Annotated in this window: 26 protein-coding genes; 13 read left to right on the forward strand and 13 right to left on the reverse strand. The window is 63.7% G+C overall.

The window, feature by feature from the left end; genetic code table 11:
* Window positions 1–115 precede the first annotated feature (115 nt).
* Window positions 116–694: a superoxide dismutase gene (locus Q5Z11_RS13295; RefSeq protein WP_303746848.1), complete on the forward strand. Its 579-nt coding sequence runs from the start codon at window positions 116–118 to the stop codon at window positions 692–694.
* A 138-nt stretch (window positions 695–832) separates the two neighbouring features.
* Here Q5Z11_RS13295 and Q5Z11_RS13300 read toward each other — a convergent pair whose 3' ends face one another.
* The 3 genes from Q5Z11_RS13300 to purE are packed head-to-tail and all read right to left on the reverse strand — an operon-like array spanning window position 833 to window position 2,871.
* The gene (locus Q5Z11_RS13300) at window positions 833–1,168 is read right to left on the reverse strand and encodes a carboxymuconolactone decarboxylase family protein (protein WP_303746849.1); all 336 of its coding nucleotides are present in this window, start codon (window positions 1,166–1,168) and stop codon (window positions 833–835) included.
* A gap of 45 nt (window positions 1,169–1,213) precedes the next feature.
* Window positions 1,214–2,371 (reverse strand): 5-(carboxyamino)imidazole ribonucleotide synthase, encoded by a 1,158-nt coding sequence (locus tag Q5Z11_RS13305; RefSeq protein WP_303746850.1) that lies wholly within the window; start codon window positions 2,369–2,371, stop codon window positions 1,214–1,216.
* Window positions 2,368–2,871 carry a 5-(carboxyamino)imidazole ribonucleotide mutase gene (purE, locus tag Q5Z11_RS13310; protein ID WP_303746851.1) on the reverse strand — a complete coding sequence of 168 codons (504 nt, stop codon included), beginning with the start codon at window positions 2,869–2,871 and terminating at the stop codon, window positions 2,368–2,370. The genes Q5Z11_RS13305 and purE overlap by 4 nt, the downstream gene beginning before the upstream one ends.
* 59 nt (window positions 2,872–2,930) lie before the next feature.
* Here purE and Q5Z11_RS13315 point away from each other — a divergent pair, with 59 nt between their 5' ends.
* The 4 genes from Q5Z11_RS13315 (at window position 2,931) to Q5Z11_RS13330 (ending at window position 5,520) form a co-directional block, all read left to right on the forward strand.
* Window positions 2,931–3,200 (forward strand): Trm112 family protein, encoded by a 270-nt coding sequence (locus tag Q5Z11_RS13315; protein WP_303746852.1) that lies wholly within the window; start codon window positions 2,931–2,933, stop codon window positions 3,198–3,200.
* Window positions 3,200–4,057, forward strand: a complete 858-nt coding sequence (gene nadC, locus Q5Z11_RS13320; protein ID WP_303746853.1) for a carboxylating nicotinate-nucleotide diphosphorylase — start codon at window positions 3,200–3,202, stop codon at window positions 4,055–4,057. Before Q5Z11_RS13315 ends, nadC begins: the two co-directional genes overlap by 1 nt.
* 119 nt (window positions 4,058–4,176) lie before the next feature.
* A complete protein-coding gene (locus Q5Z11_RS13325) occupies window positions 4,177–5,094 on the forward strand; it encodes a DUF2272 domain-containing protein (RefSeq protein WP_303750039.1) in 918 nt (305 codons plus the stop codon).
* A 75-nt stretch (window positions 5,095–5,169) separates the two neighbouring features.
* Window positions 5,170–5,520 carry a DUF3301 domain-containing protein gene (locus Q5Z11_RS13330; RefSeq protein WP_062166374.1) on the forward strand — a complete coding sequence of 117 codons (351 nt, stop codon included), beginning with the start codon at window positions 5,170–5,172 and terminating at the stop codon, window positions 5,518–5,520.
* Window positions 5,521–5,829: 309 nt separating this feature from the next.
* Here the strand turns inward: Q5Z11_RS13330 and Q5Z11_RS13335 are convergent, their stop codons facing one another.
* The 6 genes from Q5Z11_RS13335 to Q5Z11_RS13360 all read right to left on the reverse strand — a co-directional run bounded on the left by Q5Z11_RS13335 (window position 5,830) and on the right by Q5Z11_RS13360 (window position 10,866).
* Window positions 5,830–6,264, reverse strand: coding sequence for a ClpXP protease specificity-enhancing factor (locus Q5Z11_RS13335; protein WP_303746854.1), 435 nt, complete (start codon window positions 6,262–6,264; stop codon window positions 5,830–5,832).
* 81 nt (window positions 6,265–6,345) lie between these two features.
* Window positions 6,346–6,981, reverse strand: a complete 636-nt coding sequence (locus Q5Z11_RS13340; protein ID WP_303746855.1) for a glutathione S-transferase N-terminal domain-containing protein — start codon at window positions 6,979–6,981, stop codon at window positions 6,346–6,348.
* Window positions 6,982–7,124: 143 nt separating this feature from the next.
* Complete coding sequence (locus Q5Z11_RS13345) at window positions 7,125–7,868, reverse strand: cytochrome c1 (RefSeq protein WP_303746856.1); 744 nt, start codon at window positions 7,866–7,868, stop codon at window positions 7,125–7,127.
* The gene (locus Q5Z11_RS13350; RefSeq protein ID WP_303746857.1) at window positions 7,861–9,123 is read right to left on the reverse strand and encodes a cytochrome b; all 1,263 of its coding nucleotides are present in this window, start codon (window positions 9,121–9,123) and stop codon (window positions 7,861–7,863) included. The genes Q5Z11_RS13345 and Q5Z11_RS13350 overlap by 8 nt, the downstream gene beginning before the upstream one ends.
* Window positions 9,124–9,125: 2 nt before the next feature.
* Entirely contained in the window at window positions 9,126–9,746 is a 621-nt protein-coding gene (gene petA / locus Q5Z11_RS13355) for a ubiquinol-cytochrome c reductase iron-sulfur subunit (protein WP_303746858.1), read from the reverse strand.
* 178 nt (window positions 9,747–9,924) lie between these two features.
* Window positions 9,925–10,866: a lytic transglycosylase domain-containing protein gene (locus Q5Z11_RS13360; RefSeq protein WP_303746859.1), complete on the reverse strand. Its 942-nt coding sequence runs from the start codon at window positions 10,864–10,866 to the stop codon at window positions 9,925–9,927.
* A 145-nt stretch (window positions 10,867–11,011) separates the two neighbouring features.
* Here Q5Z11_RS13360 and miaB point away from each other — a divergent pair, with 145 nt between their 5' ends.
* From miaB to Q5Z11_RS13400, 8 genes are all read left to right on the forward strand, one after another.
* On the forward strand, window positions 11,012–12,463 hold the full coding sequence (gene miaB / locus Q5Z11_RS13365) for a tRNA (N6-isopentenyl adenosine(37)-C2)-methylthiotransferase MiaB (protein WP_405051600.1): 1,452 nt from the start codon (window positions 11,012–11,014) through the stop codon (window positions 12,461–12,463).
* A 550-nt stretch (window positions 12,464–13,013) separates the two neighbouring features.
* Window positions 13,014–14,000, forward strand: coding sequence for a PhoH family protein (locus Q5Z11_RS13370; RefSeq protein ID WP_303746860.1), 987 nt, complete (start codon window positions 13,014–13,016; stop codon window positions 13,998–14,000).
* Window positions 13,997–14,482 (forward strand): rRNA maturation RNase YbeY, encoded by a 486-nt coding sequence (ybeY, locus tag Q5Z11_RS13375; RefSeq protein ID WP_303746861.1) that lies wholly within the window; start codon window positions 13,997–13,999, stop codon window positions 14,480–14,482. The genes Q5Z11_RS13370 and ybeY overlap by 4 nt, the downstream gene beginning before the upstream one ends.
* 453 nt (window positions 14,483–14,935) lie before the next feature.
* Window positions 14,936–15,538 (forward strand): hypothetical protein, encoded by a 603-nt coding sequence (locus Q5Z11_RS13380; protein WP_405051601.1) that lies wholly within the window; start codon window positions 14,936–14,938, stop codon window positions 15,536–15,538.
* Window positions 15,539–15,607: 69 nt separating this feature from the next.
* Window positions 15,608–16,486 carry an HlyC/CorC family transporter gene (locus Q5Z11_RS13385; protein ID WP_303746862.1) on the forward strand — a complete coding sequence of 293 codons (879 nt, stop codon included), beginning with the start codon at window positions 15,608–15,610 and terminating at the stop codon, window positions 16,484–16,486.
* 5 nt (window positions 16,487–16,491) lie between these two features.
* On the forward strand, window positions 16,492–17,721 hold the full coding sequence (locus Q5Z11_RS13390) for a lipoprotein N-acyltransferase Lnb domain-containing protein (RefSeq protein ID WP_405051698.1): 1,230 nt from the start codon (window positions 16,492–16,494) through the stop codon (window positions 17,719–17,721).
* A 14-nt stretch (window positions 17,722–17,735) separates the two neighbouring features.
* Entirely contained in the window at window positions 17,736–18,749 is a 1,014-nt protein-coding gene (locus Q5Z11_RS13395; protein WP_303746863.1) for a magnesium and cobalt transport protein CorA, read from the forward strand.
* Window positions 18,750–18,779: 30 nt separating this feature from the next.
* Window positions 18,780–20,072: a M24 family metallopeptidase gene (locus tag Q5Z11_RS13400; RefSeq protein WP_303746864.1), complete on the forward strand. Its 1,293-nt coding sequence runs from the start codon at window positions 18,780–18,782 to the stop codon at window positions 20,070–20,072.
* 311 nt (window positions 20,073–20,383) lie between these two features.
* Here Q5Z11_RS13400 and Q5Z11_RS13405 read toward each other — a convergent pair whose 3' ends face one another.
* The 4 genes from Q5Z11_RS13405 to Q5Z11_RS13420 form a co-directional block, all read right to left on the reverse strand.
* Complete coding sequence (locus tag Q5Z11_RS13405; RefSeq protein ID WP_303746865.1) at window positions 20,384–21,751, reverse strand: NAD-dependent succinate-semialdehyde dehydrogenase; 1,368 nt, start codon at window positions 21,749–21,751, stop codon at window positions 20,384–20,386.
* Window positions 21,752–22,088: 337 nt separating this feature from the next.
* On the reverse strand, window positions 22,089–22,934 hold the full coding sequence (locus tag Q5Z11_RS13410; RefSeq protein WP_282272471.1) for an ABC transporter permease subunit: 846 nt from the start codon (window positions 22,932–22,934) through the stop codon (window positions 22,089–22,091).
* Window positions 22,931–23,857: an ABC transporter permease subunit gene (locus Q5Z11_RS13415; RefSeq protein ID WP_303746866.1), complete on the reverse strand. Its 927-nt coding sequence runs from the start codon at window positions 23,855–23,857 to the stop codon at window positions 22,931–22,933. The genes Q5Z11_RS13410 and Q5Z11_RS13415 overlap by 4 nt, the downstream gene beginning before the upstream one ends.
* Complete coding sequence (locus tag Q5Z11_RS13420; RefSeq protein WP_282272468.1) at window positions 23,854–24,984, reverse strand: ABC transporter ATP-binding protein; 1,131 nt, start codon at window positions 24,982–24,984, stop codon at window positions 23,854–23,856. The genes Q5Z11_RS13415 and Q5Z11_RS13420 overlap by 4 nt, the downstream gene beginning before the upstream one ends.
* Window positions 24,985–25,317: the final 333 nt, after the last annotated feature.

The following is a 25,317-nucleotide window of genomic DNA, read 5'->3' on the forward strand; positions in this document are numbered from 1 at the left end:
GAATTCTCCCTACTGCGAAAGAACGGCCCGTCCTGGTCGGATAGACTTTCCCGTGGTTGACCATTGTAAGCCGAGCCGGCCAACTCCCGGCGCCCTGCCCCGAAAAGAATCTCCGATGCCCGTCCAACTTCCTGAACTGCCCTACGCCCGTACCGCGCTGCAACCGCATATCTCAGCCGAAACCCTGGACCTGCATCACGGCAGGCACCACCGCGGCTACGTGGATACGGTCAACGCACGGATTGCCGGCACCGAGCTGGACGCCTTGCCGCTGGAAGATATCGTGCGCAACAGCCAGGGCAGCCTGTTCCAGGCCGCGGCGCAGGCCTGGAACCACGACTTTTTCTGGCAATGCCTGCACCCACGCGCAGGCGGCGACCCGCACGGAGCGTTGGCCGAGCACATCAATCGCCAGTTTGGCGACGTGCACAGACTGCGCGAGGAGTTCACCCGCGCGGCTTTGAGCATGTTCGGTTCGGGCTGGATCTGGCTGGTACAGCACCCGGACGGGAAGCTGGCCATCGTCAGCACCCGCAACGCCAACACCCCGTTGACCGGCGACAGCACGCCGCTGCTGGTCTGCGATGTATGGGAACACGCGTATTACCTGGACTACCAGAATGACCGCGCGCGTTTTCTGCAGGCGTTCTGGAAACTGGTGAACTGGGATTTTGTCGGGGCGCAGCTGCGCTGAGAGCCAATGCTGGCGCGAACATGTTCGGCCGCAACTGGACACATCCAGTGCTTCGGCTTCGGCTCTAAGCCGTCAATCCCGCGCAGGCGGGAATGACGATCTGGAAGTTTTCCGAGAGAGCCAGAAGCATCACCCACCTCACTCGTGCGCAGCCACCGCATCCAGCACCCGCGCCGAGTACACCAGCGCCGCGCCGGCATTCAGCGCCACAGCCACACCCAGCGCCTCGGCAATCTCCTCGCGGCTGGCGCCCTGTTTCAAGGCAGCGTCCACATGGGTGGTGATGCAACCATCGCAGCGCGTGGTCACTGCCACCGCCAACGCGATGAGCTCGCGGGTCTTGGCGTCCAGGTGGTTGGTCTGCGCACCCGCGCCACTCAAGGTGATATAGCCCTTGAGCGTGTCCGGCGAGAGCTTGCCGAGCTCGCCAATACGGCCCTTCAATTCACGCCGGTAGTCATTCCAGTCGAGCATGGCGGGTTCTCCAGTTGGGATTGGAGAACCCTACTCCGGCAATGATTAGTTCGCCGTCACGCGGCGGCGCAGGGTTTCCACCACCGGTGCCACCTGCTGCTGGCGACCCAAGGCCTCGCCAACGCGCTGCAATGCATCGGCCAGCGCGGCAGGAGCATCGTCGCGCAGGTTGGCGTGACCGACCTTGCGGCCCTCGCGGGCCTGCTTGCCGTAGTCATGCCAATGACCGGCGGGCTCGGCGAGAACCGCTTTGGCGTCGGGCATCTGCCCCAGCCAGTTCAGCATGCAGGCGTGGCCCAGCATGCGGGTATCGCCCAAGGGCAAGCCAAGCACGGCACGGATGTGGTTTTCGAACTGCGAGGTCTCGGCGCCGTCGCTGGTCCAATGGCCGGAGTTGTGTACGCGCGGGGCCATTTCGTTGGCCAGCAAGGCATCACCGCGGCAGAACAGCTCCAGCGCGAATACGCCAACGTAGTCCAGACGCTCAGCAACACGGCGCGCATAGGCAATCGCGGTTGCCTGCTGCTCGTCAGACAACGAAGCCGGCGCCAGACTGGCCGACAGCACCCCATCCACATGCCAGTTGGTGGTCAGCGGCCAGGCGCGGAACTCGCCATCGCGGCCGCGCACTGCAACCACGCTGACTTCGCGCTCGAACGCCACAAAACCTTCGAGTATCAGCCCGGTCTTGTCGACCTGCGCGCCCAGCGCCTGCCAGGCAGCATCGATATCGGATGTTTCGCGGATGCGGAACTGGCCCTTGCCGTCGTAGCCCAGCCGCCGCGTCTTGAGGATGCATGGCATGCCGAATTCGGCAGCCTTGGCGGCCAGTTCATCGCGGCTGCGGATATCGGCAAAGGCCGGCAGCGCGATGCCCAGTTCCTGGAAAAGGGTCTTCTCGCTGAGCCGATCCTGCGCTACCGCCAGGGCGGCCGGATTCGGGAATACCGGCTTGCGCTCGGCCAGCCAATGCGCGCTGGCAGCAGGCACATTTTCGAAATCGAAGGTAATGACGTCGACCTTGGCGGCAAACGCAGCCAGCGCCTCGGTGTCATCGAAGTTGCCCACCTGCAACGGCGCCACGTGCCCTGCACAGGCATCGGCAGCCGGATCGAACACCACGAAACGCAGGCCCAGCGGAGCTCCCGCCAGCGCCATCATGCGGGCCAGCTGCCCGCCACCGAGAATGCCAACCGTGATCATTGGCGCGGATCGTCCGCAGCCATCACATCTTCGGTCTGGCGGGCGCGGAAGGCTTCCAGCGCAACACCGATCTGCGGCTGCTCGGCCGCCAGCATGGCTGCGGCGAACAGGGCCGCATTGGATGCACCCGCATTGCCGATGGCAAAGGTTGCCACCGGGATACCGGCCGGCATCTGCACGATCGACAGCAGCGAGTCCATGCCGTTGAGCGCCTTGGACTGCACCGGTACGCCCAGCACCGGCACCGCGGTCTTGGCGGCCAGCATGCCCGGCAGATGGGCCGCGCCGCCTGCTCCACCGATGATTGCGCGCAGACCACGCGGGCCGGCCTGCTCGGCATAGCTGAACAACACATCCGGGGTCCGGTGCGCTGAAACTACCTTCACTTCATACGGAACGCCCAAAGCATCAAGCTTCTGGGCGGCGTGCTGCATGGTTTCCCAGTCTGAGCGGGAACCCATCACGATGCCGACTAGCGGCGCGGGGTGGTTGGGGGTCATTGGCCGTCACCTGCTGCAAAGACGTATTCTAGCCGTCTTCCCAGCAAGACCACGAACTGATGGACCGCAAACTGCTCGACCTGCTCGTCTCCCCCGATACCCGCCAACCGCTGTTCCTGCTGGAAAGCGCTGGCCTGGAAGCCCTCAACCGCGCCATCGGCAGCGGCAGCGTGACCCGCGCCGACGGTAGCCCACAGGCCCAGCCGCTGCGCGAAGCCTTGGTCACCGGCGACCGCAAGCAGATCTTCCGCGTCGATGACGGCATCCCGGTGCTGCTGGCCGATGAAGCCATCGCCACCGCCCAGATCACCGACTTCCCGGCCAAATAATGCTGCCGCACCCGCCGCTGGCCCCGCCGCAGGAACAGATTGACGCCGATGTCACCCGCGCCCTGGCCGAGGACATCGGCAGCGGCGATGTCACCGCCGCGCTGTTGCCCGATGCCGCCGACGTTGCCTACCTGCTGTGCAAGCAGGATGCGGTGATCGCCGGCCGCCCCTGGTTCGACGCCACCCATCGTGCACTGGACCCACAGGTCCGGATCGATTGGCGGGTACTGGAAGGCGACCACGTCAGCGCCGGCACGGTGCTGGCAACCCTGAGCGGGCGCAGCCGCAGCCTGGTCAGCGCCGAGCGCACCTCGCTCAACTTCCTGCAGACCCTGTCCGGCACCGCCACCATCACCGCGCGCTACGTCGCGGCGGTGGCAGGTACCAAGGCACGCATCCTCGACACCCGCAAGACCCTGCCCGGCCTGCGCCTGGCGCAGAAGTACGCGGTGCGCTGCGGCGGCGGCGACAACCATCGCATCGGCCTGTTCGATACGGTGATGCTGAAGGAAAACCACATCCGCGCCGCCGGCTCCTTGACCGCTGCCGTACACGCCGCCCGCGCCCAGCAACCGCAGTTGCCACTGGTAGTCGAGGTGGAAGACCTGCAGCAGCTGCAGGAAGCTCTGGCGGTCGGTTGCGAACGCATCCTGATCGACGACTTCAGCGCAGCGATGCGCCGCGATGCCGTGCGCACCACCGCCGGGCGGATTCCGCTGGAAGTCTCCGGCAGCGTCGACATGACCACCTTGCGCGCCATCGCCGAAGACGGCGTGGACTGCATTTCCATTGGCGGCCTGACCAAGCACGTGCTGGCCATCGATCTGTCATTGAAGCTGGGCCCACCGCCGGGTTGACTCACGGTACGCACACGTTGCCGGCTGCGACACTTCCCCCAACATCCTTAGCGGAGCCTGCTGTGGCATATCGATACCTGTTGTGCGGCCTGACATTGCTGCTCCCTGCGCTGCCCGCGATGGCAGCGGAAGCCTGCGATATCCCGCCGCGCTATGGGGTAAGCGAAGCCGCCAAGGCCGTGGTCGCAGCCGCCTGTGGCGAACACCGGCTTTGGTACCGCCCTTTCATCGATCGTGATGGCCGCATCGCCAGCCTTGGCGTCACCGAGGCCGAAAACGACCACCTCGCCGACAACGGCCTTATCGCCTGGCAGCGCGTGGTCGGCTACTGGCGCGACAGCGGCACGCTGGGGCCGATGGGCGCCATTGCCGGCGCCAGCAGCTGTGCACAGCCTGCCGGCAACCGCTACACCGACAGTGATTGCCGCGCATTTCTGATCGACAACCCCTGGTCGGCCGCCTTCATTTCCTGGGTAATGATGCGCGCCGCCGTACCTGGCTTTACCCGCTCGCCGCGCCATATCGACTACATCCGCGCCGCCTATCAGGGCGGCAGCAACGGTATGCCGTACCGGCTCGCCGATCCTGCGAGCGAAAAGCCCGCACCGGGCGACATGCTCTGCTTCCTGCGCGACCGCAGCAGCACCTTGAACTACGCCGGGCTTGTACAGGCCCTGGGCAGCGGTCGCGCTGGCAACTGGAAGTCGCATTGCGAGATCGTGGTCAGCGCCAACATGGGCGGCGACCGCACGCTGTATCTGATCGGCGGCAACGTTGCCAACTCGGTGGTGATGCGCAAGCTCATGCTCGACCGCACCGGTCTACTTGAACTGCCGAAGACCACCACGCAGGCCTCCAGCTCACCGGTAGAAGCCAGCTGCTCGCCGGGCCAGGAGGAAGAGTGCAACCTCAACCGACAGGACTGGGCGGCGCTGCTCAAACTGACCGCAACCGCGCCAACGCCGGCATTTAACTCCACTGCGCCCTTGCCACCGCCGCCAGACGAACCCATTCCCACCGCGCCAGTCAGCCGTTGAGGCCTGCGGACGCGCAAGCGCCCGTAACCGACAGAAAGGCTGCGCACAGGTGAGCGGATCGCCTAAAGTGGCTGCATGCCTACCCTTCTTATCCTGATGATTGTCGGCGCGATCGGCTTTGCGTTCTGGGACCGCTCCCGCGCCGCTGCCGACCGCGCCACCGAACTGGGCCGTAACGCCTGCCGCGCTGCCGACGTGCAATGGCTGGACCAGAGCGTGCACAGCACCGGCCTGCGCCTATGCCGCCTACCCAATGGCTGGCTGGGTTTCGAGCGCAGCTTCCGCTTCGACTACTCCTACGACGGCCAGGATCGCCACACCGGCCGCATGGTCCTGCGCGGCCGCGAGTTGATCTCCTTCAGCGGTCCCGCAGCCGCCCAGATCGGCCGCCTGCGCAAAAGCACCGAAGAAGCCGAAGACATCTGATCCAACCTGTAACCTGTAGTGCCGAGCCATGCTCGGCAGAGGCCTTGCCAGCACACCCAACCAGGTAGTGCCGAGCCACGCTCGGCAGAGGCCTTATCAACCTGCCTGGCAGGCAAGCATGCACCTTGCAGGAGCGGCGTCAGCCGCGGAGCCGACACCCTCGAAGTTACCGAATGCCTGCAATCTGGCGGCTCACCGGCTTCGCGGCTGACGCCGGTCCTACAAAACCTGCCTGCGGCCCCAGCCGAGCATGGCTTGGCCCTACATAAAGCCCGAAAACAAAACCGCCGCCTTGCGGCGGCGGTGGATTTATTTGACTACCCGCAGGAACGGGCGCTTTGCTGTCGGCTGCGGACGCTCTGGCGGATCGGTCGGCGGCGTATCGTCATCGTCCGGCGTGGTCTCGGTGCCCGGAATGTCATCCGGCAAGGCCATGCCCTGCCCGGTCTCGCGTGCGTACACCGCCAGCACGGCAGAGATCGGCACGTACACCGGGAAACTGGTTCCGGAAAACCGCGCGGTGAAGCTCACCGCGTCATTGTCGATATGCAGGCCAACAACCGCCCGCTCGGCGATGTTGAGCACGACCCGCTCTTCCTTGACCGCGCTGCTCGGCACCTGCACGCCGGGCACGCCGGCATCGACCATCACGTGCGGCGTCATGCCGTTGTCGTTGATCCACTCCACCAGCGCCCGCAGCAGATACGGGCGATGGCTGCTCATCCGGAAAGTTTCTTCAGTCATGTCACAAGTGTACGCGGCATTGAAGCACGATCACCGCCCGGGGGCGGTGATCGATAAGTTCAGATACAGCCAATCAGTGCCTCAGCCCGGCAGCTCGCGCAACTTCTTCTCCTGATCGGTCAGGCTACGGACGAAACCGGGATGACGGAAGATGCGATTGCAATAGTCCTCGATCGGCTTGCCGTCCTTCGGCAGCGCAACTCCCAGTGACTCCAGGCGCCACAGGATCGGTGCGATCGCACAGTCGGCCAGGCTCATTTCCGGGTTGAGGAAGAACTTCGAGGCCTTGAACAACGGCACCGACTGCGCCACAAGTTCCTTCAACCGCTTGCGTCCCGCCTCGGCCTGGGTCTTGTTGCCCATCTGAATAGCCTGCACCTGCGGCACCCAGTCATGCTCGATGCGCAGCATCGCCAGACGCAGACGCGCCCGCGACAGCGGGTCAACCGGCATCAACGGCGGGTGCGGATAGCGCTCGTCCAGATATTCACTCACCACCGAGGCCGCATACAGCACCAGCTCGCGCTCAACCAGGGTCGGCACGGAGTGGTACGGATTCAGGTCGATCAGGTCTTCCGGCGGGTTCTGCGCATCGACCGGCACCAGATCGTAAGTCACGCCCTTGGCCGCCAACACCAACCGCACCCGATGACACAGGGCATCGTCGTTTGCAGAGAACAAAGTCAGGGTATTACGCATACGCACACTCGCCGCCATCAAAGGCTCTCCATCGGTTGGATTCCGCCAACCTTACGGCCCCGTCAGCACATTGCCGACAGTGACCACGGTTACCCGAGTGTGCCAAGCCACAGGCGCAGTTGCCAAGGCCCCCTGCGCACAGTCCCGGGCCAGCACCCACCTCAATGCACGTCTTTCCAGTACTCGGTCTTGACCAGATAGGCCAGGAACGTAAGCAGGGCCAGGAACAACACCACCCAGACCCCCAGACTCTGCCGCTTCAGCGCGGCCGGCTCGCCGGCGTATTCCAGGAAATTGGTGATGTCGCGGACCGTCTGGTCATACGCCCGCGCATCCACTTTCCCCGGCGACGCGAGCTTGAAACCCACTACCGGCGGATCAATGCCCTCCTGCTCGGCCTTGCCATGGATTGCATGCTGCATGCCCTGCAGCTCCCACAGCGGGTTGGGCATGGACGCATTCGGGAACACGCTGTTGTTCCAACCCAACGGCCGCGATTCGTCCACGTAGAACGACTTGAGATAGCTGTAGACCCAATCGCTGCCACGCACCCGCGAGATCAGACTGAGGTCCGGCGGCATCTTGCCGAACCACTTGGTCGCCTCGTCATGCGGCATCGCCACCTGGATCTGCTCGCCGTAGGCAGCACCGGTGAAGTTCAGGTTATCCATCACCTGCTGCTCGGTCAGGCCAAGGTCCTCACCCATCCGCGAATAACGCAGATACTTGAGTGAATGGCAGCCCGAGCAATAGCTCATGTAAGCCTGCGCACCGCGTTGCAAGGAGGCCTGGTCGCCCAGGTCATTGCCCGCCTGCATCAGCTTGCCACCACCGGCGGCAAACGCCGGCACACAGAACAGCATCGCGGCAGCCATCGCCAACCGCACAATCCATTTGTCAGTCATGCGTGGTCACCCGGTCCGGTACCTGCTTGCTGCTGTCGATCTTGGTCCACAGCGGCATGGTGATGAAGAAGGCGAAGTACAGGAAGGTAAGTACTCGGCCCACCCAGGTCTCCCAGATCGCCGTACCCGGGCCGGAACCAATCACGCCCAGCCACACGAAGCACACCACCAGGATGCCGAGCATCAGCTTGGAGATAGGGCCGCGGTAGCGCACCGACTTGACCTTGGCCTTGTCCAGCCACGGCACCAGGAACAGGATGGCGATAGCCGAGAACATCACGATCACGCCGCCGAGCTTGTTCGGAATAACCCGCAACATCGCGTAATACGGCGTGTAGTACCAGACTGGCTTGATGTGCTCCGGCGTCACCAGCCGGTTGGCCTCGGTGAAGTTGTCGTGCTCAAGGAACAGACCACCGAATACCGGTGCGAAGAAGATGATGAATGCCGCCAGCGTGAGCAGGAAGCAGACGCCAAACAGATCCTTGACCGTGTAATACGGATGGAACGGAATGCCGTCGGTCGGCGCAGTCGCAGACCAGCGGTTGCCCTTCGGTCCCTTCTTGATCTCCACGCCGTCCGGGTTGTTGGAACCCACTTCGTGCAACGCGCCCAGATGCAGCACCACCAGCAACAACAGCACCAGCGGCATGGCGATGACGTGCAGGGCGAAGAAACGGTTGAGCGTGGCATCGCCGGGCAGGTAGTCGCCCATGATCCACTCGGTCAGGCCATTGCCGATCACCGGGATCGCGCCGAACAGGGAAATGATGACCTTGGCGCCCCAGAACGACATCTGGCCCCACGGCAGCACGTAGCCCATGAAGGCTTCGGCCATCAGCACCAGGTAGATCAGCATGCCCAGGATCCACACCAGCTCACGCGGCTTCTTGTAGCTGCCGTACATCAACCCGCGGAACATGTGCAGGTAGACCACGATGAAGAACAGCGAGGCACCGGTGCTGTGCATGTAGCGGATCAGCCAGCCCCACTCCACGTCGCGCATGATGTACTCGACCGACGCGAACGCTTCCGCCGCACTGGGCTTGAAGTGCATGGTCAGGAAGATGCCGGTGACGATCTGGTTGACCAGGATCACCATCGCCAGCGAGCCGAAGTAGTACCAGAAGTTGAAGTTCTTCGGTGCGTAGTACTCGCTGACATGCTTGCGGTACACCGGCATCAGGCCGGGGGCACGCTCATTGACCCAGTTGGCGACGCCACTGACGGTGCGGGTAAGGATGTTCTCGGCCATGATCAGGCTGCCCCCTGCGGATCGACGCCAATGACGATGGTGTTGTCATCCACGTAATGGTGCGGTGGCACCAGCAGGTTGATCGGCGCGGGCACGTCCTGGAACACGCGTCCGGACATGTCGAAACGCGACTTGTGGCAGGGGCAGAAATAGCCGCCCTTCCACTGCGCGTCGTAGGGCTCGGGGCGGATCTCGGCAACCATCTCCGGCGAACAGCCCAGGTGGGTACACAAGCCGACCAGCACGGACACGTCCGGCTTGATCGAGCGGAATTCGGGATTGGCCTTGAGCACGTAAGCCGGCTGCTGGTCCTTGTTGCCGGACTCCGGATCCTTGAGCCGCGCATCCAGGGTAGGCAAAGCCTGCAGGATGGCCTTGGATCGCTTGACGATCCAGATCGGCTGGCCGCGCCATTCCAGGATCAGCCGTTGGCCTTCCTGCAAAGCACTGATGTCGGCGGTCACCGGGGCACCGGCCAGCTTGGCACGGGCGCTGGGATTCCAGGACTTGATGAAAGGAACTGCGGTGAAACCAACACCGACTGCCCCGACCACAGCTGTGGTCGCTGTCAAAAACCGCCGACGTCCGGTGTTGACTGGATCATTTACCCCATCGTTTGCCATCCGGCACTCCGATATTGATTAGGTAGCTAGAGGCTGCCAGCGGTCTGGTGGGGGCCATCCCGCTCTGAATCGAATCGTTCCGGAGTGTAGCGGAACGCTTAACGCTGACACAACGCGATCAAACACCAGTCCGCGATATTTGTCACGGCCTGCTGCAACAGAAACGCTGGAGGACGGTTTACTGGCGCGTGGCCAGCTCACCACGATAGCGGTCGGCCAACTGTGCAACGCGCTGCACGTAGTACTGGGTTTCCTTGTACGGGGGCACACCACCATGGCGATCCACCGCACCTTCGCCGGCGTTGTAGCCAGCTGCGGCCAGCGTCAGATTGCCATTGAAGCGGCGCAGCAGCCACGACAGATATTGCACGCCGCCGCGGATATTCTGGCCTGCGTCATAGGAATCGGACACCCCGAAGCGACGCGCCGTGGGCGGCATCAGCTGCATCAGACCCTGCGCGCCGGCCCGGCTGAGCGCAGTCGGGTTGAAGGCGGACTCGGCGTGGATGATGGCGCGGACCACCGCTTCCTCGACACCGAACTCGCGCGCGGCCGAGGCGATCTCGGTGCTGTAGGCCTGAGTATTCAAACGCACCGAGCCGAAATTGACCCTGGAGTTCACGCCGCAGGCAAAGCAGCGCTCGATATAACTGTATTGAATGGTGCGCACCGCGCCGATGTTGGCCACCTGCGCCGGCCGGCTGCTGGTGTAGTGACGCACCCCATCCTTCATATAAGAGTAGACCTGCCCGCTGACCACCCGCTGCGCGCGTGAAACCGGCGCTGGCGCCGGGGTAGCCGGCACGGCGGTCGGCGCGGCCTGCGCCGCCACTGCCGTTGAACTTCCGCTATCCGCGGCAGGGCCTGCTGGAGTGGCAGCCGCGGCAACCGGCGCCACGACAGGTGCCGGGACAGCCGTCGGGGCAGGCGGCACATAGCGCGGCGCCTCGCGGGTCGGCCGGTAATTGCTGACCACACTGCAGCTCGCGCCACTGACGCGCTTGCTGACGTAATTGGGCACTCCGTCGCTACCAACACACTTGTACAGCGTGCCGGCACTGGCCGGCAAAGCGACCAATGCTGCTGCGAGAATGCCGGTGATCCCCAAAATCCCCTTCATGGGCGGGAGTCTCCCAGCTTCGCCGGGGCTTGCCAAGTATTTGACGCAGCAGCTTTCGTGCTTTGCCCGGCAGACCGATACAATAGTCGGCTACGAATGCAGCCCCAGCGGCTGCGTGCCCGCCCACCCGTCTGGAATAAGCGCCATGCCCGGGACGCCAGCAACTCCCCTGCCGATCACGGCCGGCTCCGCCGTGCCTACTGTTGAAATGACCACACCCGAACTGATTCCACTACCCGGCCAGCGACCGACGGTTGCCGGCGGCGCGCGCGGCAAGCTGTACATCAAGACCCACGGTTGCCAGATGAACGAGTACGACTCGACCAAGATGGCCGACGTGCTTGCCGCATCCGAAGGGCTGGAGCTGACCGACAACCCCGAAGAAGCCGACGTGGTGCTGGTCAACACCTGCTCCATCCGCGAGAAGGCGCAGGAGAAGGTGTTCAGCCAGCTCGGCCGCTGGAAGGCGCTCAAGGCCAATGGCCGCGACGTCATCATCGGCGTCGGCGGCTGCGTGGCCTCGCAGGAAGGCGAAGCCATCGTCAAGCGCGCGCCCTATGTGGACCTGGTGTTCGGCCCGCAGACACTGCATCGCCTGCCGGAGCTGATCCGCGCCCGTCGCGAACAGAACAAGCCGCAGGTGGACATCAGCTTCCCCGAGATCGAGAAGTTCGACCGCATGCCCGAGCCGCGTGCCGAAGGCCCGTCGGCCTTCGTCTCGATCATGGAAGGCTGCTCCAAGTACTGCTCGTTCTGCGTGGTGCCGTATACCCGTGGCACCGAGGTCAGCCGGCCGTTCGAGGACGTGGTGGTTGAATGTGCACAGTTGGCCGAACAGGGCGTGCGCGAGATCAACCTGCTTGGCCAGAACGTCAACGCCTACCGTGGCCCTTATGGCGACGGCGAGATTGCCGACCTCGGCCTGCTGATCCGCACCCTTGCCGAAATCGACGGCATTGGCCGCATCCGTTTCACCACCTCACACCCGCTGGAATTCAGCGATTCGCTGGTGGACGCCTACCGCGACGTGCCGAAACTGGCCAACTACCTGCACCTGCCGGTACAGGCCGGCAGCGACCGCGTACTCAGCGCGATGAAGCGCGGCTATACCGCGCTGGAGTTCAAGTCCAAGATCCGCAAGCTGCGCGCGGTACGCCCGGACATCTCGATCAGCTCGGACTTCATTGTTGGTTTCCCTGGTGAAACCGATGCCGATTTCGAGAAGACCATGAAGCTGATCGAGGACGTGGGCTTCGACCAGAGCTTCTCCTTCATCTATTCGCGCCGCCCGGGTACCCCGGCTGCCGACCTGGAAGACACCACCAGCGATGCCGACAAGCACGCCAGGTTGTCGCGCCTACAGGCGCAGATCAACGAGCATGCCGCTGGCATCTCCGCGAACATGGTCGGCACGGTGCAGAACGTGCTGGTCGAAGGCCCCTCGCGCAAAGACCCGAACGAGCTGACCGGCAAGACCGAGAACATGCGTTCGGTGAACTTCCCAGCCAGTTCGCGACTGATCGGGCAATTTGTGGATGTGCTGATCACCGAAGCCTTCAGTAACTCCTTGCGTGGGCGAGTGGTTACGCAGGATTGAGATAGGGGGGCCGGGCTGCGGAGCTGCTTCTTGCGGACAGTGAGCTGCGACGGCTGGGACCGAAGTCCACTAGTCCGAAGCAGGTGCGCCCTCACCCCCTACCCCTCTCCCGCATGCGGGAGAGGGGAAAAGCTGTCGCTGCTCATTTTGGCCTTTGAATACCCTCGCTGCTTGCCTATGCCATGGATAGCCCTCGCGGCTCATTTCTGCTGCTGCCCAGCCGCTGCGGTCATTTATTCGCCACACCGACTTGGAGCCCGTCGTTATTGGGCTGCGCGCGGTTATCCACATGTTCATCCCGAATCGATCCACACAAATTGTGGACAACTTGTTACCTGCAAACCGTCAAATGTGGCGGTTTTTTAACCAACCCGCCAAGAGGCTTATGCCGCAAGGGCTGGACAGGGATATCCACAGCTTGGCCCACGCCGCATCCACATCGGCTGTGGAGAACCCTGACGGCCGGCCCCGCGCTGGTGGTCGGCAAGCCACGGGGGTACCCTTCCTTGGTCCAAGGCACGGCTTCGCCGGCCAGTAACTGCCAGTAAACATGACCACCACCACGCATCGCGACTTCACTCTCGACCCGGTTGATAACGAACGGCTGGCCAATCTGGCCGGGCCATTCGACGAGCACCTGCGCCAGGTAGAACTCAAACTGGGCGTGGAGATTGCCAACCGCGGCAACGTCTTCCGCGTCAGCGGCCCGGGCAAGACCGCGCTCGAAGCTGAAAAACTGCTCAAGGCCCTCTACGCGGAAGCGGCGGAAGCCGTTTTCGACAGCCACGCCATCCATCTGCGTTTGAACCGCGCCAACGTGGATCACGTCACCGAGCAGGCTTACGAAGCGCAGGAAGTAGCCATCAAGGTAAAGCGCGGCACGGTGCGCGGCCGCGGCCTCAACCAGGCCAGCTACCTGCACCAGATCGCCACCCACGACATCAGCTTCGGCATTGGCCCTGCCGGCACCGGCAAGACCTTCCTGGCGGTAGCAATGGCCGTTGATGCCTTGAATGAGTCACGCGTGCAGCGCCTGATCCTGGTCCGCCCGGCGGTGGAAGCCGGCGAGAAGCTGGGCTTCCTGCCCGGCGACCTGACCCAGAAGGTTGACCCCTACCTGCGCCCGCTCTACGACGCCCTGTACGAAATGCTGGGCGTTGAAAAGGTGGCCAAGCTGCTGGAGAAGAATGTCATCGAGATCGCCCCGCTGGCCTATATGCGCGGACGCACGCTCAATGACGCCTTCGTGATCCTGGACGAGGCACAGAACACCACCATCGAACAGATGAAGATGTTCCTGACCCGCCTTGGCTTCGGCTCGACCGCTGTCGTCACCGGCGACCTGACCCAGACCGACCTGCCCAAGCACGTCAAATCCGGCCTGCGCGACGCCATCGAGGTGCTGCGCGGTGTGGACGGCGTCAGCTTCACCTTCTTTGAGTCGCGCGACGTGGTACGCCATCCATTGGTGGCCCGCATCGTCAGCGCCTATGACCGCCGCGATCTGCAGCAGGTCAAACCCGGAGCAAGCGAATGACCAAGGGCCCTGTCCGCCTTGATGTAGCCGTCAGCTACGCCCTGCCCCGCGCCGGCCTGCCGGCAGCGGTGAGCTTCCGTCGCTGGGTGGCTGCTGCCCTCAAGGGCCGTATCCGCGAGGCCGACCTGGCTATCCGCGTGGTCGACGCCAAGGAAGGTCAGTCACTGAACCGCCACTACCGCGGTAAGGACTACGCCACCAATGTGCTGAGCTTTCCGGCCGAATTGCCCGAAGGCCTGCCCAAGGGTGTGAAGTTCCCGCTGCTCGGCGATCTGGTGATCTGTGCCCCGGTGGTTGCCCGCGAAGCCGGGGAACAGGACAAGGCGCTCAACGCCCACTACGCCCATCTCACCGTGCACGGCGTGCTGCATCTGCTGGGCTGGGACCATGAGGACGACAAGGAAGCCGAGGCCATGGAACAGCTGGAACGCGAGATCCTGGCCGACCTGGGCATCGCGGATCCTTACGCCAACGAGCAATAAAAAAGCAGCCGTAGTGCCGAGCCATGCTCGGCAGGGGCTTTCCCGGCAAGATCAAAAGCCCCCTCATCCCAACCCTTCTCCCGCAAGCGGGAGAAGGGCTAACGCCAAGGCCGAAAATGCCCATGTAGTGCCGAGCCACGCTCGGCAGGGGCTTTCCCGGCAAGATCAAAAGCCCCCCTCATCCCAACCCTTCTCCCGCAAGCGGGAGAAGGGCTAACGCCAAAAGCGGCACCTGTAGTGCCGAGCCATGCTCGGCAGGCGCTTTCCCGATAGATTGATAGGCCGCAGGGTTGTAGGAACGGCGTAAGCCGCGAAGCAGACACACCTTCTGATTGTGTCCATTCCAGGCCCTCAAGGAATGCCAGCTTCGCGGCTTAGGCCGCTCCTGCAAGACAGCTCCGTGCCATCGCGATATCGCTATCATCGGCGCCAAGACTTCATCGAACGAATGCCGTGCGCTCAACCTGCCTGCTGCCACTCCTGCTTATTGCCGCCGGTTCGGCCCAAGCCCAGCCCGCCATCGACCTGCCCGCCCTGATCGAATGCCGGCAGAGCGTCAGTGAATTCTCCGCGCTGAAACCCATCGCCAATGACCCGCTGAAGGCGGTAACCCTGGGCTGGCGTCCCTTGCCGCAGGGCAACCTGTTCATGGCCGAGTACATGTTGAATACCCCGATCACGGTGTTCGGGCATAGCGCCGACCATATCGCCATGGCCGGCGGCACCATCATCGCCATCCTCGACATGCCGGACCCGCGCCCGCTGGCCAGACAGCTGGAGCTGGAAACCGGCTACGACGCCCCGGACAAGTTCATGGCCGGGCGGGAGCTGGTCAGCCGCGACGTCAACGACGCCAAAACCGGCGAGGCGCTGATCGAATCGGTGATCCTGGGCGTGTCCACGGTCAAATCCCACCCGGGCAAGACCCTGGTCGGCTGTACCTACAGCCTGGACCTGCCTGCCGAGGAGGAAACGCCACCCGCGCCGGCAGACAGTCCGACCGATGCCCCGCCGCCAGCTCCCAGCGTGCAGACCCCCAACCTGCCCGCCGCTTGAACAGACGGGCGCGGACATCCTGCTAGACTTGCTTACCGCCCGGTGTACCGGGTGCAGTCAAACCAAGAGATGTCTGAAGACGACAGTAGTACCTCGCCGGAAAACGGCGAGAAGAAACGCAGCTGGCTGGAGCGCCTGGGTTCGGCGTTCTCCAGCGAACCCCACACCCGCGACGAGCTGGTGGCACTCCTGCAGACGGCACAGCAGGACGGCCTGATCGCCGCAGACACCCTGCGGATGATGGAAGGCGCCATTTCGGTGGCCGAGCTGACCGTCGGCGACGTGATGATCCCGCGCTCGCACATGGTGTCCCTGCCCGTCGAATGCCCCTTCATCGAGCTGATGAAGCAGGTGGTCGATTCCGGCCATTCGCGCTTCCCGGTGCACGGTGAGAACAAGGACGACATCCTTGGCATCCTGCTGGCCAAGGACCTGCTGCGCGGCGTGGTCGCCGACAACAGCCACGCCAGCGTGCGCGAGCTGCTGCGTCCGGCGGTGCTGATCCCCGAATCGAAGAAGCTCAATGTGCTGCTCAAGGAGTTCCGGCTCTCGCGCAACCACATGGCCATCGTGGTCGATGAGTACGGCGGTGTCGCCGGCCTGGTCACCATCGAGGACGTGCTGGAACAGATCGTCGGCCAGATCGACGACGAGCACGACGAGACCGAGGACCACACCTCGCAGATCGCCATCCTCGCCGATGGCCGCTACGTGGTGGACGCATTGACCACCATCGGCGATTTCAACGAGCGCTTCGGCGCCAACTTCTCCGATGATGACTACGACACCATCGGCGGGCTGGTCACCGAAGCCACCGGCCACCTGCCGGAGATCGGCGACGAGCTGACCCTGGAGCGCTTCGTGTTCCGCGTGGCCAAGGCCGACGCGCGTCGCGTGCAGGCTTTCCACGTCACCGTGCTGCCGCCAGAAACCCAGGACGAAGATTGATCACCCTGCGCCTGCCGCGGCTGCTGTCCGCGTTCGCGTCGTTGTTCCTGCTGCTGGCCGCGATGGCCAGCAGCGCACAACCCGTCGCCAACCAAACCAGCGAAACCAGCCCTAACCCGGCACCGCGCATCGGCGTGGTGACCATGCTGCCGGGCGAAGTGTTCTTCGAGCGCTTCGGCCATGACGCACTGGTGGTGCTGGACCCGACCACGGGGCAGGCAACGTCGTACAACTTTGGCTTCTTCGATCCGTCCGAGCCGGATTTCATCGGCAACTTCGTGCGCGGCAAGATGATGTATTACCTGGTCGCCCTGCCGCTGGAACAGGACCTGGCGCAATACGAGAGCGTCGGCCGCGGCGCAAACATCCAATGGCTGGACCTGCCACACGCGCAGGCGCAGGCGCTGGCCGATGCCCTGGCCGAGCGGGCCAAGCCCGAGAACGCGCGCTACCGCTACGACTACTTCACCGCCAACTGCGCCACCATGGTGCGCGACAGCCTTGATCAGGCTATGGGTGGCGCCCTGCAATCACAGCTGGCCGGCCGCTCGCGTGGCAACAGCTACCGCAGTGAGTCGGTGCGGCTGGCTTCGCCTTCGCCGTGGATGTGGCTTGGCTTTGACATCGGACTTGGTCCAAATGCCGACCAGCCACTGTCGCGCTGGCAGGAAGCCTTCGTGCCGATGCGGCTGGCTGACAGCCTGCGCGAAGTACGCAACAGCGAAGGTCGGCCGCTGGTGCAGGCCGAACAAGAGCTGCTGCCGCAACGGCTGCCGCCCGAGCCAAAAGAAAAACAGCGCTCCTGGTGGCCGTGGATGCTGGTCGGGCTGGCCGTTGCCGCGGCGCTGTGCGCCGCTCGCCGTAAGCCGCGCCTGATCGGCGGGTTCGCACTGCCGTTCTGGCTGTTCTGTGCTGTTGCCGGTGGCCTGCTGACCTTCCTGTGGGGTTTCAGCGAACACCAGGCCGCCTGGGCCAACCGCAACCTGTTGCTGCTCAACCCGCTGGCCTTGCTGCTGCTTCCCGGCGCGTGGAGCCTGTTGCGTGGCCGCCAGCCGCGCGCCTGGTTCCGGGTCATCCTGTGGTCGCTGACCGGCATTGCGCTGCTTGCGTTGCCGCTGCATTGGTTGTCGCTGCAGGCGCAGTTCAACATGCAATGGATCGTCCTGCTGCTGCCAATCCATGTTGCATTGGCATTCCTGCTGGCGCGCCGCAGCTTGGCGTCACCGGCCAGCTGAGGCACGATGCCGGGATGACTACCGGCATCACTCCAACTCAAGTCCAGGCCAATCCGGCCTGTGTGATCAATTGCACCTGGTACGGCGCCGACGGCACGCAGCGTCCATTGGACCTGGACAGCATCAGCGACGTACTTGCCGATGACGCCAAGGGCTTCGTCTGGGTCGGCCTGTACGAGCCCAGCGACGCCATCCTGGACAAGGTGCAGGAAGAGTTCGACCTGCATCCACTGGCGATCGAGGACACCCGCAAGGCGCACCAGCGGCCCAAGATCGAAACCTACGGCAACTCGCTGTTCGTAGTGGTGCACACCGCCCAGGTCGTGGATGAGCGCATCCGCTACGGCGAAACCCATGCCTTCCTCGGCCCGCGCTTCCTGGTGACGGTGCGTCACGGCGCATCGCTGTCGTATGCGCCGGTGCGCGCGCGGCTGGAGCAGGAGCCGGAACTGCTGGCGATGGGCCCCTCGTTCTGCCTGTACTCGGTGCTGGATGCGGTGGTGGATCACTACCTGCCGATCACCGACAGCTTCCGCGACACCCTGGACCTGCTGGAAAAAAACATCTTCGCCGACACCTATGAGCGGCGCACGGTGATCCGCCTGTACGAACTCAAGCGCGAGCTCAACAAGATGCGGCTGGCGGTCGCGCCACTGCAGGACGCGTTGGCGCAGCTGCAACGCAACCAGGCCCAGCTGATCAACGAGGAAGTCCGGCTTTATCTGCGCGACGTGCAGGACCATGCCGCCCGCGTAAACGACGCCATCGACACCTTGCGCGAAATGCTGGGCACCGCACTGAGCGTCAACCTGTCGCTGGTGACGCTGGCCCAAGGCGAGACGGTCAAGCAGCTCGGTGCCTGGGCCGCGCTGTTAGCCGCACCAACCCTGGTCACCAGCTGGTACGGCATGAACTTCGCGCATATGCCGGAACTGGCCGGACGCTTTGCCTATCCGCTGCTGATGCTCGGCGTCGGCGTGATCTGCGTGGTGCTGTACCGCCTGTTCAAACGTTCCGGCTGGCTTTGACCAGCCCTTTGATCTTCCGAGAGAGCATCCATGCAACACGACAACACCAATCCCGCTCGCCGCAACTTCCTGCGCAGTTCGCTGATCGCCGGCGCCGCGGCGCTGCCTTTGTCGCAGATCGCGTCGGCGCAGGCCGCAGCCAATTCCGATAACGCTCTACCCGAATCGATGCGTGCGCTGAAATCGGTCGCCACGCAGGTGGTGCCGATCGGCAACGACGAGCGCATAGCGCGCGTGGCCAAGGCCCAGCGCTTGATGGCCGAGCACGGCATCGATGCGGTGTTCATTGGTGCCGGCAGCTCGCTGACCTATTTCACCGGCATGCGCTGGTGGGACAGCGAACGCCTCACTGGTGTGATCTTGCCGCGCAAGGGCGAGCCGGTCTACGTGACACCGGAATTCGAGCGCGTGCGCACGCTGGAGCAGATCAAGCTCGGCAACGATGTGCGCGGCTGGCAGGAAGACGAAGACCCCTACGCCCTGGTCGCCAAGGTGCTGCGTGACATGGGCCATGCCACCGGCACGCTGGGCATGGAAGAAGCCGTGCCCTACTTCCGCGCCAAAGGCATTGCGGATGCGCTGCCGCAAGCCAAGGTGGTACCGGCATGGCCGGTGGTATCCGGTTGCCGTCGGGTCAAGAGCGCGGCCGAGCTGGCCTTGATGAAACTTGCCAACGAAGCCACGCTGGCGGTGTATGAAGCCGTTTGGAAGGCCTTGAAGCCCGGCATGACCGAGCAGGACATCAGCGGCCTGCTGGCAATGGCCTACGCGCGCACCGGCTTGAACGGGGACGCCAGCGTCAACATCGGCAAGTACACCGCCTCCCCGCACGGCTCGGACAAACCGCAGCATCTGGTCGAGGGTACGCCGATCATCTTCGACGGCGGCTGCCGCGCCGGCGGCTATACCAGCGACATCACCCGCACCGTGGTACTGGGCCAGCCCGATGACGAGATCCGCAAGGTGTTCGACATCGTATTGAAGGCACAGACAGCTGCACTGAACGCGGCACGCCCAGGAGTTGCGATGGGTGATGTGGATGCGGCTGCACGCAAGGTGATCAGCGATTCCGGCTACGGCCCGGACTACCGTTATTTCAGCCATCGCCTTGGTCACGGCATTGGCCTGGACATGCACGAATGGGATTACCTGGTTCGCGGCAACAAGCACTTGCTGGAACCTGGCATGACCTTCAGCGACGAACCCGGCATCTATATCCCGGACCGCTTCGGCGTGCGCCTGGAGGACATCCTCTATGTCACCGAAGATGGCGCGGCACTGATGACCCCGCAGAGCAGGTCCATCGACCAGCCGTTCGGGTGATCGGAGCGGTGGCGCGTTTTGTGGGAGCGGCGTAAGCCGCGAAGCCACCTCAACATCAGAGGCGACAGAGCATAACCCTTTCCAAACCCTCCCCTTGGCCTCCGGCCAAAGGGAGGGAGCTGCATCCGTAGTGCCGAGCCATGCTCGGCAGGGGCTTTACCAGCAGCCCATGTCAGATCGGCGAACGCCGCAAAGTGACTACTGGTCCAAACCTTGCCCAGCCTGCAATCCAGCGCACTGCAGTTGCAGATTTTCTTCGGCGCGCATGGCCCGCCAGCTTCGCGGCTCACGCCGCTCCTACAAGCTCGGCGTCAGGCGACGTAGACCGTTTTGATGTTCGTGAACTCATGAATGCCCGGCCCCGCCAGCTCGCGCCCGAAGCCCGAGCGCTTGGTCCCGCCAAACGGCAGCCGCGCATCGCTCTTCACCACTGAATTGACGAAGGCCGCGCCGCATTGCAGCTGTACCGCGACGTTCTCGCCGCGCAGCACATCACGGGTCCAGACGCTGCCACCCAAGCCGAAGCTGGTGTCATTGGCCACGCGCACGGCCTCGACCTCGTCCTTGACCCGGATGATCGCCGCCACCGGCCCGAACAATTCCTCGTCATACGCCGGCATGCGAGGACCGACGTTGTCGAGGATCGTGGCCTGATAGCCCGCGTTGCTGCCGGCAACCGGTTCGCCACCCAGTAGCACCTTAGCGCCCTTGTCGACGCTGGCGCGCACCTGCTTGTGCAGCTCATCGCGCAGGTCAGCGCGCGCCATCGGCGCGAGTGTGCTCGCCTCTTCCTGCGGATCGCCGTAAACACGTGCCTGCGCAGCTTCGACGAAACGCTGCACGAAAGCATCAGCAATCGATTCGACCAGGATGAAGCGTTTGGCAGCAATGCAGGTCTGGCCAGCATTGTCGAACCTTGAGCGCACCGCAGCGGCCGCCGCCAGATCCAGGTCTGCGTCATCCAACACCACGAAGGCATCACTGCCGCCGAGTTCCATCACGCACTTCTTCAGCTGGTCGCCGGCATTGGCAGCAATCGACCGCCCTGCGCGCTCACTGCCGGTCAGCGTAACTGCCTTGATCCGACGATCACGCAGCACGTCTGCGGCCTGATCGTTGTCGATATGCAGTACATCGAATACGCCTTCCGGAATGCCCGCGGCGGAAACCACCTCACGCAACAGGTCGGCGCAGCCAGGAACATTACTGGCGTGCTTGAGCAGGGCGACATTGCCTGCCATCAAACCCGGCGCGAGGAAGCGGATCACCTGCCAGATCGGGAAGTTCCACGGCATCACCGCCATCACACAACCAATCGGTTGGTAGATGACGTAGCTGCGTTGAGCCTCTGTCGGGATCGGCTGCGGCTTCAGGTAGTCGGCAGCGTGGTCGGCGTAGTACTCGCAACCGGCGGCGCTCTTCTCGATCTCGGCCAAGGCCTCGCGGCGCAGCTTGCCCATCTCGGAAGTCATCACGCGCTGAATCTCATCGCGACGTTCGCGCAGGCCGGCTGCGACCTTGCGCAGATAGTCACCACGCTGCTCCAGCGACAATGCCGACCACTGAGGGAATGCCAATTCAGCTGCGGCCAGGTGCCGCTCAATGCCAGCAGCGGTCATCAGCTCGATCGTGCGCACGACCTCGCCATTGAAGGGATTGATAGTCTGATACGACGCCATGGATTCACCTGCACTCAACGAATGCAGGAATGGTAGCGCCGCGAATGTTGCGCGCAGGTAAATCCCAAGCGGGCCCTGTGGCGCCGAGCCATGCTCGGCAGGGGCTTCACCAAAGATCCATCAGCCGCCCCATTATTGTAGGAGCGGCGTCAGCCGCGAAGCTGGCAGCAATGAAATCACCGGCATAGCGGCGATTTGATGGATCAACAGCTTCGCGGCTGATGCCGCTCCCACATTGGTGATGGCTTGCCGGGAAAGCCCATGCCGAGCATGGCTCGGCACTACAAGGCATTGCTGGTGAAGGCTCTGCCGAGCATGGCTCGGCACTACCGGCCTCTCAGCCGTTTTCCTGCAGCGCCAGCTGCATGTCGCGCTGGCGTCGCTTGTCGGCGCGGGCCGAGATCCACCAACCCAGCACCGCTACCGTCGATACCGCCAGCACCATCAGCGTGGCCAGGGCATTGATCTTCGGGCTCACGCCCATGCGCACCGAGGCGAAGATCTTCATCGGCAAGGTGGTCGAGCTGGGGCCGGCAACGAAGCTGGCGATCACCACATCGTCCAGCGACAGCGTGAAGGCCAGCAGCCAGCCAGACAGCAGCGCCGGGGCGATGATCGGCAAGGTGATCAGGAAGAACACCTTGAGCCTGTTCGCACCCAGGTCCATCGCTGCTTCCTCCAGCGAACGGTCCAGTTCCTGCAGCCGCGAGGACACCACTACCGTCACGAAGGAAATGGTGAAGGTCACATGCGCGATCCAGATCGCCACAACGCCCTTGGACGGCAGGCCGAAAAGTCCCCCCATCGACACCAGCATCAGCAGGATCGACAGGCCGATGATCACCTCCGGCATCACCAGTGGCGCGGTCACCAATGCACCGAACACAGTCTTGCTGGGGAAGCGCTTGAAGCGGGTCATCGCCATCGCTGCCATGGTGCCGATCACCATCGAAGCCGAGGCGGTCCAGAACGCGATCTTGATGCTGATCCAGGCCGCCTGCAGCAACTGGCGGTCGCGGAACAGCTCGCCGTACCACTGCGTGGAGAAGCCCGCCCATACCGTCGCCAGACGCGAGGAGTTGAACGAGTACACCATCAGCAACAGGATCGGCAGGTACAGGAAGGCAAAGCCGAGCAGCAGGATGCTCCAACCCAACCAGGAACTACGCCGGGTCATGCTCATGCCAGTTTCCCTTCCAGCTCACGCTGCTGCGAACGGTTGAAGATGATGATGGGGATCAGCAGCAGGATCAGCATCACGATCGCCACGGCGGACGCCAGCGGCCAGTCGCGGTTGTTGAAGAACTCGCCCCACAGCACGCGGCCGATCATCAAGGTATCCGGGCCACCGAGCATTTCCGGGATCACGAACTCGCCCACCGCCGGGATCATCACCAGCATGCAGCCGGCGATGATGCCGCTGCGCGACAACGGCAAGGTGATGCGCAGGAACGCCTGCCAGGGCTTGGCGCCAAGATCGTAAGCCGCTTCCAGCAAGCGGTTGTCGAGCTTGACCAGGTTGGCGTACAGCGGCAGCACCATGAACGGCAGGTAGCAGTAGACGATGCCGACGTAGGCCGCCACCGGCGTATAGAGGATGCGCAGCGGCTCGTCGATCAAACCCATGCTCATCAGTGTGCGGTTGATCAGGCCATTGCTATCGAGGATGCCGATCCAGGCATAGACGCGGATCAGGAACGAGGTCCACGACGGCAGCACCACCAGCATCATCGCGATGTTGCGTGCCAACGGCGACATGCGCGAAATCACGTAGGCCATCGGGTAGCCGATCAACAAGGTCAGCAATGTGGAAATCACCGCGATCTTGATCGAGCTCAGGTAGGCAACTATGTACTGGCTGTCGGTGAACAGCGCGGTGTAGTTGCCCAGGTTGAGATTCACCGTGAACGCATTGTCCACGTACTCCACGATGGAGGTATACGGCGGCATCGCCACCGCCATCTTGGCGAAGGAGATTTTCAACACGATCAGGAACGGGATCGCGAAAAACAGCAGCAGCCACAGGTAAGGCACGCCGATCACACCCGCGCGCGCACCCGGCAGCCACCGCCGCCAACCGCTGGTGAGTGGAGTGGTCGCGCTCATGAGGTCAGCACCACGCCGTCGTTGTCATCCCAGGACACCCAGACTTCGTCGTTCCAGGTGATGCCGTCACTGTCCCAGCGCTTCATGTTGGCGAAGTTGGACAGGATCTTGGCACCGCTGGGCAGGCGCACGTGGTAAACCGAGTGGCTGCCGAAATAGGCGATGTCCTCGACCACGCCGAAGGCCTTGTTGGTGTCGCCTTCGGGTTCTTCCTTGGCGATATGCACCTTCTCCGGACGCAGCGCGAAGGCCACCGGCTGGCCTTCGTAACCGGTGATGCCGTGGCCGACGTAGATCGGCGCCGGGAAGTCGGCGGTGCGCACGGTGACGTATTCGGGCAAGTCTTCGTCGATCACACCTTCGAAGGAATTCACCGAGCCGATGAAGCCGGCGACGAAGCGGTTGGCCGGTTGCTCGTAGATGTCATCCGGCTTGCCGATCTGCTGGATCCAGCCCTGGTCCATCACCGCGATGCGGGTGGCCATGGTCATGGCTTCTTCCTGGTCATGGGTGACCATCACGCAGGTCACGCCAAGCTGCTCGATGATGTTGACCAGCTCCAGCTGCATCTTCGAGCGCAGCTTCTTGTCCAGCGCGCCCATCGGTTCGTCCAGCAACAGCAGCTTGGGGCTCTTGGCCAGCGAGCGGGCCAGCGCCACACGCTGCTGCTGGCCGCCGGACAGCTGGTGCGGCTTGCGCTTGCCCAGCTTCTGCAGCTGCACCAGCTCCAGCATCTCGCCAACGCGGCGGGCGATGGCATCCTTGGCCATGCCGTCCTGTTTGAGGCCGAAGGCGATGTTCTGCTCCACCGTCATATGCGGGAACAACGCATAGGACTGGAACATCATGTTGATCGGCCGCTCATACGGCGGCAGCGCGGTGATCGGCTGCCCGTCGAGCAGGATCGTGCCCTTGGTCGGGGTTTCAAAGCCGGCCAGGCAGCGCAGCAGGGTGGACTTGCCGCTGCCCGAACCGCCCAGCAGGGCGAAGATCTCGCCCTTGCGCACGTCCAGATTGACGTCGTCGACGGCGACGAAGCCATCGAACTCCTTGCGCAGATCACGGATGGACAGATAACCGGGCTCGCTGTTCAAAGCGATGGCCTCTGGCTTGGCGTCAACGGGCATGTAGGGCTCCGGAAGCGGGCAGATGAACAAACGCGCGTAGTGTAGCCCCCTGATTTTGCGGGCGACACCGCTGGCTGTGGCGGTTCGCGCGCCCCTCCCCTTTGGCGCAGCCAAGGGGGAGGTCGGGAGGGGGTGGCTTTTGCTCCGGCTCGTAGATCCGCAGCGGCAGGAGCCAGAGCTGCAAAGCACCCCTCCCCAACCCTCCCCTTGGCTGCGCCAAAGGGAGGGGGCCAAACGCCGGCTTCGCCATCTCCACTGGCAACCGACAGCGCGCGAACGCCACAAACAACAACGCCTCCCTGCAGGAGGGAGGCGTTGTAAAGATTCAGACCC

It is taken from the genome of Stenotrophomonas sp. 610A2, assembly GCF_030549615.1.
GTDB classification, from domain to species: domain Bacteria; phylum Pseudomonadota; class Gammaproteobacteria; order Xanthomonadales; family Xanthomonadaceae; genus Stenotrophomonas; species Stenotrophomonas pigmentata.